This is a genomic window from Novosphingobium sediminis (genome assembly GCF_007991615.1).
Lineage (GTDB): Bacteria > Pseudomonadota > Alphaproteobacteria > Sphingomonadales > Sphingomonadaceae > Novosphingobium > Novosphingobium sediminis.
Window position 1 is genome coordinate 42,072 of sequence record NZ_BJYR01000019.1, and the last position, 15,755, is coordinate 57,826.

Annotated in this window: 15 protein-coding genes and 1 tRNA gene; 6 read left to right on the forward strand and 10 right to left on the reverse strand. The window is 65.8% G+C overall.

Annotated features, from left to right (window positions below; translation table 11 throughout):
• Nucleotides 1–21: 21 nt before the first annotated feature.
• Complete coding sequence (locus NSE01_RS14485) at nt 22–1,347, forward strand: dicarboxylate/amino acid:cation symporter (protein WP_147160362.1); 1,326 nt, start codon at nt 22–24, stop codon at nt 1,345–1,347.
• Here NSE01_RS14485 and NSE01_RS14490 read toward each other — a convergent pair.
• Both NSE01_RS14490 and NSE01_RS14495 read right to left on the reverse strand, forming a co-directional pair.
• Entirely contained in the window at nt 1,337–2,485 is a 1,149-nt protein-coding gene (locus tag NSE01_RS14490; protein ID WP_147160363.1) for an AI-2E family transporter, read from the reverse strand. The genes NSE01_RS14485 and NSE01_RS14490 overlap by 11 nt on opposite strands.
• Before the next feature lie 202 nt (nt 2,486–2,687).
• Nucleotides 2,688–3,860 carry a GNAT family N-acetyltransferase gene (locus NSE01_RS14495; protein ID WP_147160364.1) on the reverse strand — a complete coding sequence of 391 codons (1,173 nt, stop codon included), beginning with the start codon at nt 3,858–3,860 and terminating at the stop codon, nt 2,688–2,690.
• Nucleotides 3,861–3,994: 134 nt separating this feature from the next.
• Here NSE01_RS14495 and NSE01_RS14500 point away from each other — a divergent pair, with 134 nt between their 5' ends.
• Nucleotides 3,995–5,098: a fatty acid desaturase family protein gene (locus NSE01_RS14500; RefSeq protein WP_147160365.1), complete on the forward strand. Its 1,104-nt coding sequence runs from the start codon at nt 3,995–3,997 to the stop codon at nt 5,096–5,098.
• Here the strand turns inward: NSE01_RS14500 and NSE01_RS14505 are convergent.
• From NSE01_RS14505 to NSE01_RS14515, 3 genes are read right to left on the reverse strand one after another with little or no spacing between them, the layout of a single operon-like run.
• The gene (locus NSE01_RS14505; protein WP_147160366.1) at nt 5,095–5,871 is read right to left on the reverse strand and encodes a sulfite exporter TauE/SafE family protein; all 777 of its coding nucleotides are present in this window, start codon (nt 5,869–5,871) and stop codon (nt 5,095–5,097) included. The genes NSE01_RS14500 and NSE01_RS14505 overlap by 4 nt on opposite strands.
• A 4-nt stretch (nt 5,872–5,875) precedes the next feature.
• Nucleotides 5,876–6,400, reverse strand: a complete 525-nt coding sequence (locus tag NSE01_RS14510; protein ID WP_147160367.1) for a rhodanese-like domain-containing protein — start codon at nt 6,398–6,400, stop codon at nt 5,876–5,878.
• Between the two features lie 4 nt (nt 6,401–6,404).
• A complete protein-coding gene (locus tag NSE01_RS14515; protein WP_147160368.1) occupies nt 6,405–6,611 on the reverse strand; it encodes an ArsR/SmtB family transcription factor in 207 nt (68 codons plus the stop codon).
• Here NSE01_RS14515 and NSE01_RS14520 point away from each other — a divergent pair.
• Nucleotides 6,595–7,455 carry an MBL fold metallo-hydrolase gene (locus tag NSE01_RS14520; protein ID WP_147160369.1) on the forward strand — a complete coding sequence of 287 codons (861 nt, stop codon included), beginning with the start codon at nt 6,595–6,597 and terminating at the stop codon, nt 7,453–7,455. The two genes, NSE01_RS14515 and NSE01_RS14520, sit on opposite strands and share 17 nt — an antisense overlap.
• Here the strand turns inward: NSE01_RS14520 and lptG are convergent.
• The 5 genes from lptG to NSE01_RS14545 form a co-directional block, all read right to left on the reverse strand.
• Nucleotides 7,439–8,539: an LPS export ABC transporter permease LptG gene (gene lptG, locus NSE01_RS14525; protein WP_147160370.1), complete on the reverse strand. Its 1,101-nt coding sequence runs from the start codon at nt 8,537–8,539 to the stop codon at nt 7,439–7,441. The genes NSE01_RS14520 and lptG overlap by 17 nt on opposite strands.
• Complete coding sequence (lptF, locus tag NSE01_RS14530; protein ID WP_147160371.1) at nt 8,529–9,761, reverse strand: LPS export ABC transporter permease LptF; 1,233 nt, start codon at nt 9,759–9,761, stop codon at nt 8,529–8,531. Before lptF ends, lptG begins: the two co-directional genes overlap by 11 nt.
• A 124-nt stretch (nt 9,762–9,885) precedes the next feature.
• Entirely contained in the window at nt 9,886–10,239 is a 354-nt protein-coding gene (clpS, locus tag NSE01_RS14535) for an ATP-dependent Clp protease adapter ClpS (protein WP_147160482.1), read from the reverse strand.
• Nucleotides 10,240–10,499: 260 nt separating this feature from the next.
• Nucleotides 10,500–11,312 carry a phasin family protein gene (locus NSE01_RS14540; protein WP_174812055.1) on the reverse strand — a complete coding sequence of 271 codons (813 nt, stop codon included), beginning with the start codon at nt 11,310–11,312 and terminating at the stop codon, nt 10,500–10,502.
• A 181-nt stretch (nt 11,313–11,493) separates the two neighbouring features.
• Nucleotides 11,494–13,404, reverse strand: a complete 1,911-nt coding sequence (locus NSE01_RS14545) for a PHA/PHB synthase family protein (RefSeq protein ID WP_147160373.1) — start codon at nt 13,402–13,404, stop codon at nt 11,494–11,496.
• 148 nt (nt 13,405–13,552) lie between these two features.
• Between NSE01_RS14545 and NSE01_RS14550 the strand changes: the two genes are divergently transcribed.
• The 3 genes from NSE01_RS14550 (at nt 13,553) to NSE01_RS14560 (ending at nt 15,739) form a co-directional block, all read left to right on the forward strand.
• Nucleotides 13,553–14,752 (forward strand): LL-diaminopimelate aminotransferase, encoded by a 1,200-nt coding sequence (locus NSE01_RS14550; RefSeq protein WP_147160374.1) that lies wholly within the window; start codon nt 13,553–13,555, stop codon nt 14,750–14,752.
• Between the two features lie 25 nt (nt 14,753–14,777).
• Complete coding sequence (locus NSE01_RS14555) at nt 14,778–15,578, forward strand: crotonase/enoyl-CoA hydratase family protein (protein WP_147160375.1); 801 nt, start codon at nt 14,778–14,780, stop codon at nt 15,576–15,578.
• Between the two features lie 87 nt (nt 15,579–15,665).
• A tRNA-Cys gene (locus tag NSE01_RS14560) sits at nt 15,666–15,739 on the forward strand.
• Nucleotides 15,740–15,755 lie beyond the last annotated feature (16 nt).

Sequence of the window (15,755 nt, forward strand, 5' to 3'; positions counted from 1 at the left end):
CACGCTTAATGTCACCGCCCCATGAACCAAGCGATTAACGATACGTCATCCGCCGATGCTCCGCGTTCGGTGAGCCCCCTGCCGGAAATCACCAAGGTGCCCACGCTGTGGACCTTCGTCGGCCTCGTTGCCGGGCTGGGCCTGGGCCTGCTCACGGTGATGCGCGCGCCGGGCGCCATGGCCCCGTTGCTCGCGGTGGCGGAGCCGGTGGGCGACATGTGGCTTCGCGCGCTGCGTGCAACGATCATCCCGCTCGTCGTCTCGCTTCTGTTCATGGGCGTGGTGCAGACCGTGGCGGCGGCACGCGCCGGGGCGATGGCGCGGCGCGCGCTCGGGTGGTTCTACCTCATTCTTGCGGGCGGCTCGGCGATGGCCGGGTTCCTCGTGCCAGCTTTGCTCGCGGTGATCCCCAGCCCGCCAGGGGCGATCGAGGCGCTGCGGGCAGGGGTGGCTTCAGCCGATGCGAAAGCGGCAGGTCCCTTGCCGGGGGTGGGCGATTTCGTTGCCTCGTTCGTGCCGGCCAACGTGTTTTCCGCCGCAGCCGATGACCAGATCCTGCCCTTGTTGCTGTTCACCGCGATTTTCGCCGTGGCTGCTGCCCGGCTCGCCAATCGTCAGCGTGAAAGCCTGCTGACCTTCTTCGAGGCCATTGGCGGCGCGACGCTGGTGGTCGTCGGCTGGATCCTGTGGACCGCGCCTGCCGGCGTCTTTGCACTGAGCTTCGCGGTGGCGGCGCACACAGGCGCGGCGGCCATCGGTGCGCTGGCGCACTATGTGCTGATCGTGACGCTTACGGGGACGGTTATGTTCCTCAGCGCCTATCCGATTGCGGTGCTGTTCGGCCGCCAGCCGCTTGGCGCATTTGCCCGTGCGGTGATCCCGGCGCAGGCGCTGGCGCTTTCGACGCAATCCTCGCTGGCCTCGCTCCCGGCCATGCTCGGCGCCTGCCGTCAGCTTGGCGTGCGCGACCGCGCGGCGGAGTTCACCCTGCCGCTCGCCGTCGCGCTGTTTCGCGGGACGGGCCCGGCGATGAACTTTGCCGTGGCGATCTACCTCGCGCACTGGCTCGGCGTGCCGGTCGATGGCTGGCACATGCTGGCGGGTTTCGCGGTCGCCTCAGTGATGAGCTTCGGGGCGGTAAGCCTACCCGGCGCGATCAGCCTCGTCACCTCATGCGGGCCGATTGCGCTCGCCATGGGCGTGCCCGTCGGCCCGCTGGCGCTGTTGGTGGCAGTAGAAGTGCTGCCAGACCTCATGCGCACGCTGGGCAACGTGACGCTCGACGTGGCGGTGACGACCGTGGTCGATGCGATGCCGGGGCTGGACGAAGAGAAAGCTAACGGTTGACGGGTGGTGCTGGCCGGAACAGCGGTTCGCCCAGAAGGAAGCCGATGATGTTGGGCCGCCCGAGATTGTCGAGCATCGCCTCGATAATCAGCAGGATCGGCACCGAGAGCAGCGCGCCGGGCACGCCCCAGATCCACGAGAAATAGCTGATCGCGACAAGGATCGAGACCGGGCTCACCGTCAACCGCGCGCCGAGGATGGCGGGCGTCACGAAGTTCGCCTCAATGGCGTGGAGGCTGAGGAAGGCAAGCATCGGGACAATGCCCACCGCCACCGAACTCGCGGTGCCGAGGCCGACAAGCCCGAGCAGCGCCATCATCGCGAGCGGGCCGAGGTAGGGCAGGAAGTTGAACACAAAGGCCAGGCCGCCCCACATGATCGGCGCGCTGAGGCCGAAAGCGTATGCCCCTGCCGCGACGATCAGGCCGACACCGAGATTGATCAGCGCGACGGTGAGAAGGTAGCCCGCCACGCGGTCCTGCACATCGCGCATCACGCGGGCGATCCGCACCGATGCGTTGACGCTTTCGCCATCCCGCGCAAGCCGGCGGCGCACGCGCAGCCGCGTCTCGATCATGAAGAAGGTCATCAGCATGGTGACCAGCGTTTCGAGCACGAGGCCCGGCGTCGCGAAGGCGACCTGCTCGATCACCGAGGGGCTGGCGAGCACGACCTCGCGCGGGCTGTGGCCCATCAGGCGGGCAAGCTGGCGGTTGAAATCGTTGATCCAGGCAAGATTGCCACGCAGCTCCGCAAAGCGGCGGCTGACCACGGTCAGCATGTCCGGAACCTGATCGACCATCGCGAAGGCAGGCTGCAGGATCAGCGCCAGCGCGAGCACGATGACCCCGGCCATCGTCAGCATCGCCATCAGCGCGGCGAGCATGTCCGGCAGGCCGAGCCGGCACAGCCGGTCCGCCATCGGCGCGAGGATGATCGTGATGACCACCGCCGTGACGGGCGGAAGGAAGACCACCGCGCCGATCGAAAGCACAAATGGCAGGGCAAGGAACAGCCCGGCCATCAACAGCAGCACGATCGCCGATTGCAGCCGCGCGCGGGTATCGCCTGCCCATTCGTCATGCAGACGCGGCAGCGCAGGGCTGGCTTCCAGTTCGGGATCGGGCATGTCGGCCATGTGTTCGCTTTCTGGACCCCGCGTGTGGCCGGATCAAGGCGGGGGCAGAGCGTTAACGGTGAGGTGTTTGCGAAACGCGCGAAAGAGCGCGTTTCGAAGGCGGCACCAGCCCGCTCCCCCACCCGGCCACCCATTCAGGGTACTCTCGTGGGTGGCCGGGTGGGGGAGCGGGCTGGTGCCGCCTTCCGGACCGTCAGGTTCGCTAGAGTCCCTTGCCGTAGATCACGTATTCCTTGTTGACCTTGCTATCGATGGCATCGGCGATGGCGACCATCCCCTGATTGTCATCGAGGATCCAGCCGATCTCGCCGCGGCTCGCGCCGTAGTCCGCCACCGAATTGCGACGGATGTACTCGATCATCATGAAGGCCAGCTGACTGGCGAGGCGCGAGGCCTGCAGCCGCTTGCGCACGCCCATCAGCGGCACGCGCATGGTGCGCACGCGCGGCTTCCTCAGCCACAGCAGCAGCTTGGCCCAATTGAACGGGAACAGCGAACCGCCCATCGGCTTGAGCACTTCGTTGAGGTCCGGCAGCGTCATCATGAAGGCCACCGGCTCGCCGTCGTACTCGGCGATCATGATGAGATCCTCGCGCACGATCGGTTTGAACTTCTTGCCGGCGTAGGCGATCTCGGTGTCGGTGAAGGGCACGAAGCCCCAGTTGTCCGACCAGGCATCGTTGAGGATGTCGAGGATCAGCTTGGCCTCGGCATCGAACTTGCTCTTGTCCACGCCGCGGATGCGGATGCGCGGGTTCTTCTCGCCCGAAGAAACGATGCGCTGGATGAGCGGGGGGAACTCCTTGCTGATGTCGAGCTCGTAGGTGAGCAGCGACTTGGCCGGGGTGTAGCCCATCGCCTCGATATAGGCGGGGTAGCGCTTGCTCTGATGGCCCATCATCACCGTCGGCGGTTGTTCGAAGCCGCGCACCAGCTGGCCCGGTTCCTCCCAGATCGACATCGAGATGGGGGCGAGCACGCGGGTCATGCCCTTCTCGCGCAGCCAGTCCTCGGCGCGGGCGATCAGCGCTTTGGCAACGGCTTCATCCTCAGCCTCAAGCAGGCCCCAGTTGCCAGTGCCGGGGCCCATGCCCTGCACCGGATCCATCGCGACGGCGAGATGATCGATATGTGCCGAAATCCGCCCGACGATCCGCCCGCCGCGCCGGGCGAGGAACAGCTGCACGTCGGCATGTTCGAAGAAGGGGTTCTTGCCGGGGGTGACAAGCTCGACCGCTTCCATCCGCAGCGGCGGCACCCAGGCGGGATCGCTGGCGTTGATGCGGTAGGCAAGGTCCACAAAGGCAGTGCGGTCGGCCTTGCCGGAAACCGGGGTGATGACTACTTCGCCGCTATTGTCTGGGGTTCCGGCCACGATATTGCCTTTGTTTGGAAGTATTCGGAAAAAATGCAGGGCTTGCCTGCGTTGGCCCGGACCGGATTGTCAAGCCGGACGCGGCGCAAAGGGTCTCTGGACAAGCAGTCTCGGGTCAATCAGGAAACAATCGCATGCTCGCCTCTCCCTCGTTCGAACCGGCTTCGCAGCCGCTGGCCTCTGCGCCCGGCGATGCAGCGAGCCTTGCGCGCACGCCGGATGACAAGGCGATGCTGCGCGCAGCTGTGGAACTGACGCGCGATCTGGGCGAGGCCAAGGCAGCGATCTTCTGGCCGGACATGCTGGCTTCGGCGCTGATCGGCTATGCCGCGCTGGCAGGCGCAATCCTTTCGGCCAACATGGGGATCGCGATTGCGTGCGGCGTCCTCTCCGCGCTCGCGTTCTACCGTGCGCTGCTGTTCATCCACGAGCTTTCGCATATCCACCGCACGGCGCTGCCGGGCTTCCGCTTCGTGTGGAACGTGCTCGTCGGCATCCCGATGCTCACGCCCTCGTTCATGTATGAAGGCGTGCATCCGCTGCACCACGCGCGCACGCGCTATGGCACGGCGGAAGATCCTGAATACCTGCCGCTGGCGCTGATGAAGCCGTGGTCGCTGCCGGTGTTCCTGCTCACGGCCATCCTGCTGCCGGTTGCGCTGCTGGTGCGTTCGGCGGTGCTGACCCCGCTGGGCGTCATTATCCCGCCGCTGCGCCGCCTTGTGTGGGCACGGGCTTCGGCGCTCGCGATCAACCCTGCCTTCCGCCGCCGCCCGCCCGAGGGTGACTTCGCGCGCATGGTGTTCTGGCAGGAACTGGGCGCGAGCCTCTGGGCATGGTTCCTTATCGGCTGGTCGGCCACGCATGGCTGGCGCCCGCTCCTCATCGGCATCGGCGTGATCGCGCTTGGCGCGGTGCTCAATCAGGCGCGCACGCTCGTTGCCCACCTGTGGGAGAACGAAGGCGAGACGATGACGGTGACGGGGCAATATCTCGATTCGGTCAACGTGCCCCCGCCGGGCTGGCTGACGGTGCTGTGGGCGCCGGTCGGTCTGCGCTACCACGCGCTGCACCACCTGCTGCCGAGCGTGCCCTATCACGCGCTGGGCGAAGCGCACCGGAGGCTGACTGCCGAGCTCGGGACGGGTTCGACTTATGTGAAGTCGAGCTATGCCGGGCTGTTCCCGCTGCTTGGCCGACTAGTGCGCAGCACGATGGGACAGCGTTCGGGGGTTTAGCGCCCCAGCGCGACGTATACGCCGACCGCGATCACGAGAGCGGCGAAGGCTTTTTCGACCACGCCGCGTTGCGACGCGAGCGCTGCGGTGCCCTTGATGCCGAGCGCCGCGCCCGCCGCGCCGCCAACGGCGAGCACGGCCACCAGCGGCCAATCGACATAGCCCGACAGCGCGTAGGACGTTGCGGTCGTGGCGCCCAAGGCTGCGACGATCACCAGCGATGTGCCTGAGGCAAACCGCATCGGCATGGCGGTTGCGGCGATCAGGCCGGGTACGATCAGGAAGCCGCCGCCGATCCCGAAGAACCCGGCGAGCAGGCCCGTGCCGAGGCCGATCGGAATCAGTCGCGGCAACAATTGGCCCGCGCTGGCGGCGGTGAGGCGCACATCCGCGCGTTCCTCGCTGCGGCGCGGGCGCAGCATGGCGAGGCCGACGACGATCATCAGCAGGCCGAACAGCATGAGCAGGCGCTTGCCATCGAGCGCCTTGCCCAGTTCGGCTCCCAGCGCAGCGCCGAGGACGCCAGCAAGCGCGAAGACCCCGGCGCAGCGCCACTTCACGGTTCCGGCGCGGGCATGGCCGGCAAGGCCGACCAATGCATTGAGCGTAACGGCGACTGCGCTTGTCCCCACGGCGGCATGGGCCGAGGACACGCCAACCGCGTAGACCAGCAGCGGCGTCATCAGGATCGAGCCCCCGGCGCCGAGGCCGGCAAGGATCAAACCGATCGCCGCGCCCGAGCCCAATGCTGCGAGGATCATCGCAAGTGGCATGGGATCAGGCCGCCGATTTCCGGTTCTGTGCCCGGTTCCACGGCATTGCGGCAAGCATCTTGGCCATGCCGCACCACCCGGTGGTACCGGCAAACATCAGGCCCGCACCCACGAAGGCAGACAGGCCGGGGAAGGCGGGCCGGAACAGCACGCCGAGCACCACGCCGAGCACCACCAGCGCACCCGCGATGATTTGGACCTGCCGCATGATCTCCATCGGCGCCTTGCGGTTCTCCGCGACCGGCAGGCCCGCGGCGCGCCAGGCTTCGAGCCCGCCTTCGAGGAGATAGGCCGGGCAATCGCTGGCCGCAGCGAGTCGGCTGGCATTGGCCGTCGTCCGCATGCCGCTGCGGCAATGGTAGACGGCGGCCGGCGCATCGCCGACACGCCCGATGGTCTCGATGGGACGGTTCTCCGAACCGGGAATGCGCGCGCGGTCAAACTCGTCCGGCGAGCGGATGTCGATCAGACGGGCCCCTTTGGCCATCAGCTGGCGGGCTTCGGTGGGGGTGATCACAGGCAGGGACATGACTTCAATCCTCTGAGCGATGGAGTGGGGTGCAATAGAGTTGGTAAAGTGTGGCGACCAGCGCCTCGATCCGCGCATCGGCGATCCGGTAGCGCAGCACCTGCGCGTCGCGCGTGAAGGCGACGAGGCCTTCCTCGCGCAGGCGGGCAAGGTGCTGCGAGAGCGCCGACTGCGAGAGCCCGACGCGCTGCGCAATGTCGCCAACCTTCACCGTGACCTATCTAGTTGCCGATCCGGCCAGCGGCACGGCGGCGGTGATCGACCCGGTGCTCGATTTCGATCCGGCTTCGGCGCGGATCGGTTCGGGTTCAGTCGAAGCGGTGCTGTCTGCGGCTGAGGCGCGCGGCTGGCGGATCGAGGTGGTGCTCGAAACTCACGCACATGCCGATCACCTCAGCGGCGCGAAACTGATCGCCGCGCGCACTGGTGCGTGGATCGGCATCGGCGCGCAGATCACGCAAGTGCAGGCGACCTTTGCGCCGATGTTCGGCGCCGACGACGTGCTGCCGGCCGCAGGTGACTTCGACCGACTGCTTTATGACGGCGAGCTGATCGCCCTTGGCGCGCTTGCGATCGAGGTGCTGCACACGCCCGGCCACACGCCCGCCTGCGCCAGCTACCGCATCGGCGATGCCGTCTTCGTCGGTGATACCCTGTTCATGCCCGATTACGGCACCGCCCGCGCCGATTTCCCTGGCGGCGATGCCCATGCGCTCTATCGCTCGATCCGGCGCCTGCTCTCGCTCCCGCCCGAGACGCGGCTGTTCCTGTGCCACGACTACAAGGCGCCGGGCCGCGATCACTGGGCGTGGGAAACCACCGTTGCCGAGCAGCGCGGCGCGAACATCCATGTGCACGACGGGATCGACGAAGCCGCGTTCGTCGCCGCGCGGCAGGCCCGCGATGCCACGCTGGCGCCGCCGCGCCTGCTGCTGCCATCGATCCAGGTGAACATCCGCGCCGGCCGCCTGCCGCCGGCCGATGCGCATGGGGTGCGCGCGCTGCGGCTGCCGCTGCGCGCGGGCGATGAGGTTGCGGCTACTCTTCTGTCCTGACGAGGACCGTCTCACCGATCAGCAGGAACAGGAAGAACGGCGCCCAGGCGGCAAGCAGCGGCGGGTAGCCCCCGAAGTTGCCCATCGCCAGCGCTGCGTTGTCGACCACGAAGTAGGCAAAGCCCAGCGCCATGCCGATCACCGCACGCACGAACAGCATGCCCGAGCGCGCGAGGCCGAAGGCGGCCACCGCGCCGAGCAGCGGCATCAGCAGTGCGGAGAGCGGGCCGGACAGCTTGTGCCACCATTTGCCCTCAAGCTCGCTGGTACGATAGCCTGCGCTGCGGATCGCCTCGATCGATTGCGAAAGCTGGCCGATCGATTCGCCGTCCGCATCAGCCTTGCGGATCACCACTTGCGCAGGATCGACGCTCTTGGCGAAGACCTGACCTGCGGCGTAGGTGAGCCGGCGCGCGCTCTGCACATCGAACCCGCCGGGCTTGCTGAAATGCCAGCCGGGCCGGGCAAGCGTCGCCTCGGGCGAGCGCACGATCTCGGTCACCATGCCCGCCGGATCGCGGCGATACCAGCTGACGTCGGTCATCCGCGTCTCTGCGCCCTGCCCGGATACGGCGCGCGCATACAGCAGGTTGCTGCCGTCCTGCAGCCAGACGTTGGACTTGACCGCACTGTCACGCGGGATCGCCTTGTAATCGACCGCCTGCCACGCCTTGAGCGTTGCCGAGGACCGCACGACCACGCGCTCGTTGAAAACGAACGTCACCAGCGAGGTCAGCGCCGCGACGAGAAACAGCGGCGCCAGCACCTGATGCGCTGAAAGGCCCGCCGACTTGAGCGCGATGACCTCGCTGTTCTGGTTGAGCGTCATCAGCGTGATAATCGTCGCAAGGAGCACCGAATAGGGCAGGAACCGGCTGATGAGCTGCGGCACCCGCAGGCCGACGTAGGTCAGCAGTTCGCCCTGGCCATTGCCCGGCGCGGCAAGGATACGGCCGCTTTCGCTGAGCAGATCGAGCATCTGCAGCACGAGCACGAGCATCAGCAGCACGGCGATGATCCGCACGGCAAACATGCGGCCGATGTAGAGCGTGATCGTGCGCGAGGGGAAGAATTCAAGCTGCATCGACCGCTCCCGACAAATCGATACGGCGCGGTTGGCGCTTGGCGAAAAGCTTGAGGACGGCACGCGAGATCTTGGCGAAGCCGGTTTCGAGCCCGCCGATCGGCTGGCCGCCGGGCACATAGGCAAGCCGCCAGTACATCGACACGATCAGCGCCGCGAACAGCGCGAATGGCCCCCACAGCGCCAGCGTCGGATCGATACGGCCGAGGCTGGAGACGTCCTGCCCGTATTCGTTGACCTTGTGATAGGCGACGACCATCACGATCGAGACAAACACACCAAGCGCCGAGCTCGACCGCTTTGGCGGGACGGCCAGCGCCACGGCAAGCAGCGGTAGCAGGAACATCATCGCAACTTCGACGAGGCGGTAGTTGAGGCTCGCGATGCTCTGGTAGCGGGCAGCCTGGCTGGCATCCTTGCTCCAGCCGATGCGCAGCAATTCGGGCAGGAAATACTCGCGATCACGCTCGCCGCGGCTGCGGAACTGCTCGATCTTGGGCAGATCAATCGGGAGATCGTGCGTTGCGAACGTGAGCACGCGCGGGGAGGTGATGCCGGGGCCATCCTGCACGATCTGGCCTTCGGAGAGGCGCAGGATCACCGTGTCGGGATTTTCCTTGTTGGCGAAGAACTGCCCCTCGCGCGCGGAAATGACGAGGACCTGCCCATCCTTGGCGGCGATCCGGGCGAAAATCCCGCGCAGGTCGCGCCCTTCATCGCGGCTGGCATCGACGCGCAGCGCGGTGCGGTCCTGCAGCGTGTTGAACTCGCCCACCTTGATCGAGGCGCCCAGCGCGCCTGAGCGCAGATCGAACTGGAGCTGCTCGTAGTAGTAGCGCGAGAGCGGCTGAAGGTAGCCGACGATCAGCAGATTGAGCGCCGCCAGCACCAGCGTGAAGAGATAGGGTACGCGCAGCAGCCGCGTGTAGGAGAGGCCCACCGCGCGCATCACGTCGAGTTCGGACGAAGTGGCGAGGCGGCGGAATGCCAGCAGAATGCCGAGCATGAGCCCGAGGGGGATCGCGAGGCTGGCGTATTCGGGGAGAAGGTTTGCCAGCATCTTGAACACGATGCTGACCGGCCCGCCTTCGGTCGCCACGAAGTCGAACAGCTTGAGCATCTTGTCGAGCACGAGCAGCGACGCCGCGATCACAAAAACCGCGCACATCGGCACGAATACGAGCCGGGCGATGTATCGATCTGTGGCGGTAAGGAAAGGCAAGGGCTGTGCGGCTCGCTGGACCGGATGAACGGCATTCGGTTAGCCCGGTTCAGGGGCCGGCGGAAGGCGAAAATGCTGTGGCCTGCGAGCGCCCTGTCGATGCCAGGGGGCGCTCAGGCGCGAATCACGCCTTCTCGAGCGTGCACTGCAGCGGGTGCTGGTTCTGCCGGGCGAAATCCATCACCTGATTCACCTTGGTCTCGGCGATCTCGTAGGGGAAGATTCCGCAGACGCCGACACCCTTCTGGTGAACATGGAGCATGACCCGCGTCGCCTGCTCCAGATCCATGTTGAAGAAGCGCTTGAGGACCATCACGACGAATTCCATCGGCGTGTAATCGTCGTTCAGCATCAGCACCTTGAACATGCTGGGCTTCTTGGGCCGCGTACGCGTCTTGGTGGCGATGCCGATCTGGTCGTCGCCGCCGCCATTGTCACCGTTTCCGGGGCCCTTGGGCTCATCATCGCCCGCACGCACGGGCACACGCACCGCAAATGTGGCACCGCAGTCGGCAGGGCCCTTGGGGGCTCCGGGGATGGCTGTCATGGTCATGGCGTAAGGGGAATATCGCATTGCGCGTCGCTGCGTACAAGAGGCGGGTAAACACTTGGCCTCAAAGTCCAGCGTCAGGGCCGCATTTCCGCGCTGAAAACGACAACGGGCCGGAAGGGAAATCCCGTCCGGCCCGCTTCGTGTTCAGGCCCGGCCCGCGCCGCAGCGCGCGCCGGAAGTGCCGATCAGGCGGCCTGCTTCATCTTTTCGACCGCGAGGCTGACGCGGTTCGAGATCGGCTGGAACGCTTCGCTGGCGAGCTTGAGCATCGCTTCGCTGTTCTTCGAGGTCGCGGCGACGGCGGCGTCGAACTGCTTGCGGAGCAGCGCGTTCTGCTTCTCGAAGAACTCGGTCGGCGACTTCACCGAAGCGAGATCCTTGATCTCCGTGGTCATCGTCTCGACCGCGGTCTTCGTCTCGGCGACGTAGCTCTTGGTCATTTCCTGCAGGCCGGTGGCGAGGATCTTGGTCGATTCGACGACGGCTTCGACGTTGCCCTTGGTGAAGGTGCCGACATCGGCGAGCGAAGCCTGGCTCTTCTCGAAAGCGACCTTCGCCTTTTCGGTGGCGTCCTTGAAGGCGGTCTGGATGGTCTCGGTCACATCGGTGGTCTTGGCGGTCATGATGAAATAATCCTTCTGCTTGGCAGCCGCGCTCTTCACGGAGGCGGCCTGTTTCTTGTTGGTCTTGGGCGTAAGCGTGCTGGTCATCGCGGCAGACTTCGGCGCGGGCTTGGCAGCCTTGACCTTGATCTTCCGGACCGGCTTGGCAGCCGGAGCCACCGGCGCTTCGACAGTCGTCTCCGAAGCGGGCACGGCGACCTTGCGCGGACGACCGGGCTTGCCCTTTGCCTTGGGAGCCGGCTTGGCAGCGGCAGCCGGAGCGGCGGCCACTTCAAGCGTTTCCGACTGCGCTGGCAGTTCGGCTGCGGCCGGCTCAGCCTCGACAGCCGGCGCGGCGATTGCTGCGTCTGCGATGTCCTTGACTTCGTCTTCCATAACCTGACTGCTCCTGCGCCGGACACGCTCCATCAACAAAATCCAACGAGTTGGATCCGCAGCGGACCGTGTTGCAGTGCACAAAATAGGTGCTCGACCGAGTCAGGTCAAGTGTTATTGTGCACTGCACCATGGGAAGAAGTCCCCAGAATGGCGGGGCTTTACCGGTTTTTGGCGGACTTCAGCGGGTCTTGACGTAGCGGCCCGGCGCATCCTCGATCACCGCATCGCCGCGCCCGCCCGGCACGCGCTTGCCTTTGGCGGGCACGGTGGCGGCATCCGACTCGCGGATCCACTCGATCCAGTCCGGCCACCAGCTGCCCTTCGTCTCGCGCGCGCCGCTGATAAATTCGGCAAGCGTGGTGGCTGCGCCATCGTTACGCCAGTACTGGTACTTGCCCGCATCCGGCGGATTGACCACCCCGGCGATATGGCCCGAGCCGGCGAGCAGGAACCGCCACGGACCCGACAGCAGCCGCGTCAGCTTCCACACGCTTTCGGGCGGCGCGATATGATCCTCGCGCCCGGCCTGAATGTAGCAGGGTGTCTCGATCAGCCTGAGGTCAATCGGGGTGCCATCGATCGCCAGCGAATCCGGCATGACCAGCCGGTTGTCGCGGTAGAGGTCTTCGAGATAGGCCTTGTGCCACTTTGCCGGAAGATTGGTGGTGTCGCCGTTCCAGTGCAGCAGGTCGAACGCCGGATAGTCCTCGCCCAGCAGGTAGTTGCTGACGACGTAGTTCCAGATGAGATCGGTGCCGCGCAGCAGGTTGAACGTGGCGGCCATGTAGCGCCCGTCGAGGTAGCCGTCGGTGACGAAACTTTCGAGCAGCTTGATCTGGCTGTCGTCGATGAACGACTTGAGATCGCCCGCTTTTTCGAAATCTACCTGCGCGGTGAAGAAGGTGGCGGAGCGCACCTTGTCCGCCTCGCCGCGCCGCGCGAGCAGCGCGAGCGTTGCGGCCAGCGTGGTGCCGGCGACGCAGTAGCCGATCGTGTGGATCTGCGGCACGTCCAGCCGCTCGCGCACCACGTCGATCGCCTCGACTTGCGCCAGCACGTAATCATCCCAGACAACGTCGGCCATCGAGGCATCGGCCGATTTCCACGAGACGACGAAGACCGTGAGCCCCTGTTCGACCGCCCAGCGAATGAAGCTTTTCTTGGGGTTGAGATCGAGGATGTAGAAGCGGTTGATCCACGGCGGGAAGATCAGCAGCGGCACTGCGAGCACATCGGGGGTCGCGGGGCTGTACTGGATCAACTGATAGAGCGGGGTTTCGTGGACCACCTTGCCGGGCGTAACCGCGATGTTGCGGCCAAGCTCGAAGGCTTCGGGGTCGGTGTGGGTGAGCTGGCCCTTGCGCATATCGGCAAGCAGGTGCTCGGCGCCCTTCACGAGGTTCTCGCCGTGGGTTTCGAGCGTGCGCTCGATCACGATGGGATTGGTCATCGGGAAGTTGGCCGGGCTCAGCGCATCGACCACCATCTTGGTGAAGAACTGCACCTGGTGCTGGCGTTCGGGCGGCAGGCCCTTCACGTCGGCAGCCATCGCGGTCAGCTTTTCCGAGAGCAGCAGGTAGGTCTGGTGCAGCAGCGCGAACCACGGCTGATCGGCCCAGCGCGGATCGGCAAAGCGGCGGTCCTTGCGCGGCAGCGGCGTGTCCTCGGCCTTCGCCGCGCCGGGGCCGATGCCATAGCGGCCAAGCACCTTGGTCCATAGCTCCAGCCCGTCTTCCCACAGCTTGGCCTGCGTTTCGGTCTGCGAGATCGGCAGCGCGGCGTACCACTCGGAAAACATCCCGGTCCAACGCGCGGGATCAGCCATGCGCGCCATCACCGGTTCGACCTGCCCGGCCTGTTCGGCCCCGAAATCGAGCCACATCTTCTGCAACTTCGCGGCAGACATCGCCCAGTGCTGCATGGCGGCGGGATCGGACGCCAGATTGGGCAGGGGAGTCGATGCAGTGGGGAGGAACGGGGCGAAGAGGGACTGCATCGCCTCACCCTGCTGGCGCATGAGATCCTCGATCACCCCGGCATCCATAGAGGAATTGAGAGGATTTTCCGGCGGTGTTGCGGCGTCAGCCATGGTGGTCCCAGTCCCTGTTGCGCTTGTGGTGCCTATAGCGCCGATTCGGCTGCTTGTGATCCCTTCCGGTTCCCACGGGGCAACGATTGTCGTAAGGGGCGTGCTGGTTCGGTGCTTTTGCCGGACCTATGGAGTGCGAGAAACCACCGTGACCGAAGAATTCTACCGCATGAAGCGCCTGCCGCCCTATGTCATCGCCGAAGTGAACGCGATGCGGGCCGCCGCTCGCGCGCGCGGTGCAGACATCATCGATCTCGGCATGGGCAACCCCGATCTCCCGCCTCCCGCGCATGTCATCGAAAAGCTTTGCGAAGTGGCGATGAAGCCCGATGCGCACGGCTATTCGGCGTCGAAGGGTATCCCCGGCGTGCGCAAGGCGCAGGCCAACTACTATGGCCGCCGCTTCAACGTAGAGCTTGATCCCGAGACCGAAGTCGTGATGACGATGGGCTCGAAGGAAGGCCTCGCCAGCCTCGCCACCGCGATCACCGCGCCGGGCGATGTCGTGCTCGCGCCGAACCCGAGCTACCCGATTCACACCTTCGGCTTCATCATCGCCGGGGCAACGATCCGCTCGGTGCCGACCACGCCCGACGAACGCTACTGGGAAGCGCTCGACCGTGCGATGCGTTACAGCGTGCCGCGCCCGTCGGTCGTCATCGTCAACTACCCGTCGAACCCGACGGCCGAGACGGTCGACCTCGCCTTCTACGAGCGCCTCGTGGCGTGGGCCAAGGAAAACAAGGTCTGGGTCCTGTCCGACCTTGCCTATTCCGAGCTCTATTTCGATGGGCAGCCGACCCGCTCGATCCTCGAAGTTCCGGGCGCGAAGGACGTTGCGGTCGAGTTCACCTCGATGTCGAAGACCTTCTCGATGGCCGGCTGGCGCGTCGGTTTCGCGGTGGGCAACAAGCAGCTCATTGCGGCGCTGACCCGCGTGAAGTCCTACCTCGATTACGGTGCGTTCACGCCGATTCAGGCGGCGACGTGCGCCGCGCTCAACGGGCCGCAGGATATCGTCGAGCAGAACCGCCTGCTTTATCAAAAGCGCCGCGACGTGATGGTCGAGGCGTTTGGCCGTGCCGGCTGGGAAATCCCGTCACCGCGCGCTTCGATGTTCGCCTGGGCCCCGCTGCCGCCGGCACTGCGCGAGATGGGCAGTCTCGAATTCTCGAAGCAGCTTCTCACCCACGCCGAAGTCGCGGTCGCGCCGGGCGTCGGTTATGGCGAGGACGGCGAGGGCTATGTCCGCATCGCCATGGTCGAGAACGAGCAGCGCCTGCGTCAGGCAGCGCGGAACATCCGCCGCTATCTCACCAGCATGGGCGTCAACGCCAGCGCCGCATAACCAGCATAACGGGGGCAGGACCAAGATGAAGTTCCACGATCGCGTCAGCATCACCATCGAAGACCACGTTGCCCATGTCCTGCTCGACCGGGCGGACAAGATGAACGCGCTCGACGATGCGATGTTCGACGGGATCATCGCTGCGGGCACCCACCTGCATTTCGAAAAGGGTGTGCGCAGCGTCGTTCTCTCCGGCGCAGGGCGGTCGTTCTGCGCCGGGCTCGATCTTTCGAGCATGGGCAACCCGGATCGCTGGGGCAGTGGCGGCAACCTGACCGACCGCACCCACGGCAATGCCAACCGGGCGCAGCAGGCGGCGATGGTCTGGCGCAAGCTGCCGATGCCGGTGATCGCGGCGGTTCACGGCGTGTGCTTCGGTGGCGGGCTGCAGGTGGCAAGTGGTGCGGATATCCGCATCGCCCACCCCGATGCGCGCATGGCCGTGATGGAAGTGAAGTGGGGCCTCGTGCCCGACATGGCCGGCTATGTCCTCTGGCGGGGCAACGTGCGCGATGATGTGCTGCGCGAACTGACCTACACGCACCGCGAATTCAACGGCACCGAGGCTGCGGCGTTCGGTTTTGCGACCCATGCCGATCCCGATCCGCTGGGCCGCGCCATGGCTATCGCGCGCGAGATCGCGGGGAAGAGCCCCCACGCCGTGCGCGGGTCCAAGCTGCTTACCAATCGCACTGCCCACATGAACGAGGACGAGATCCTCATGGCGGAGAGCGTGGCGCAGCACGAACTCATGTATTCGCGCAACCAGATCGAGGCCGTGCGCGCCGGCATGGAGAAGCGCGCCGCCGATTTCGTCGATCCCTGAGGGCCAGGGGACGCAAATCCGAAAGAATCCCGTTGCGGCGGAACCGGCGCTCGGCTAACCGCGCCGTTCCACGCTGATGCGCATCGGGGCCCGATGGCGGAGTGGTTACGCACCGGACTGCAAATCCGTTTACGCCGGTTCGATTCCGGCTCGGGCCTCCATCTCCCCGCCTTTCAT

Bases quoted from the DNA above. Each gene is read 5' to 3' on its own strand.
- NSE01_RS14540 (WP_174812055.1), bottom strand. From the start codon at position 11,312: ATGGAAGACGAAGTCAAGGACATCGCAGACGCAGCAATCGCCGCGCCG.
- NSE01_RS14520 (WP_147160369.1), top strand. From the start codon at position 6,595: ATGTCGCCAACCTTCACCGTGACCTATCTAGTTGCCGATCCGGCCAGC.
- NSE01_RS14555 (WP_147160375.1), top strand. From the start codon at position 14,778: ATGAAGTTCCACGATCGCGTCAGCATCACCATCGAAGACCACGTTGCC.
- lptG (WP_147160370.1), bottom strand. From the start codon at position 8,539: ATGCAGCTTGAATTCTTCCCCTCGCGCACGATCACGCTCTACATCGGC.
- NSE01_RS14510 (WP_147160367.1), bottom strand. From the start codon at position 6,400: ATGTCCCTGCCTGTGATCACCCCCACCGAAGCCCGCCAGCTGATGGCC.
- NSE01_RS14505 (WP_147160366.1), bottom strand. From the start codon at position 5,871: ATGCCACTTGCGATGATCCTCGCAGCATTGGGCTCGGGCGCGGCGATC.
- NSE01_RS14485 (WP_147160362.1), top strand. From the start codon at position 22: ATGAACCAAGCGATTAACGATACGTCATCCGCCGATGCTCCGCGTTCG.
- NSE01_RS14500 (WP_147160365.1), top strand. From the start codon at position 3,995: ATGCTCGCCTCTCCCTCGTTCGAACCGGCTTCGCAGCCGCTGGCCTCT.
- NSE01_RS14545 (WP_147160373.1), bottom strand. From the start codon at position 13,404: ATGGCTGACGCCGCAACACCGCCGGAAAATCCTCTCAATTCCTCTATG.
- NSE01_RS14490 (WP_147160363.1), bottom strand. From the start codon at position 2,485: ATGGCCGACATGCCCGATCCCGAACTGGAAGCCAGCCCTGCGCTGCCG.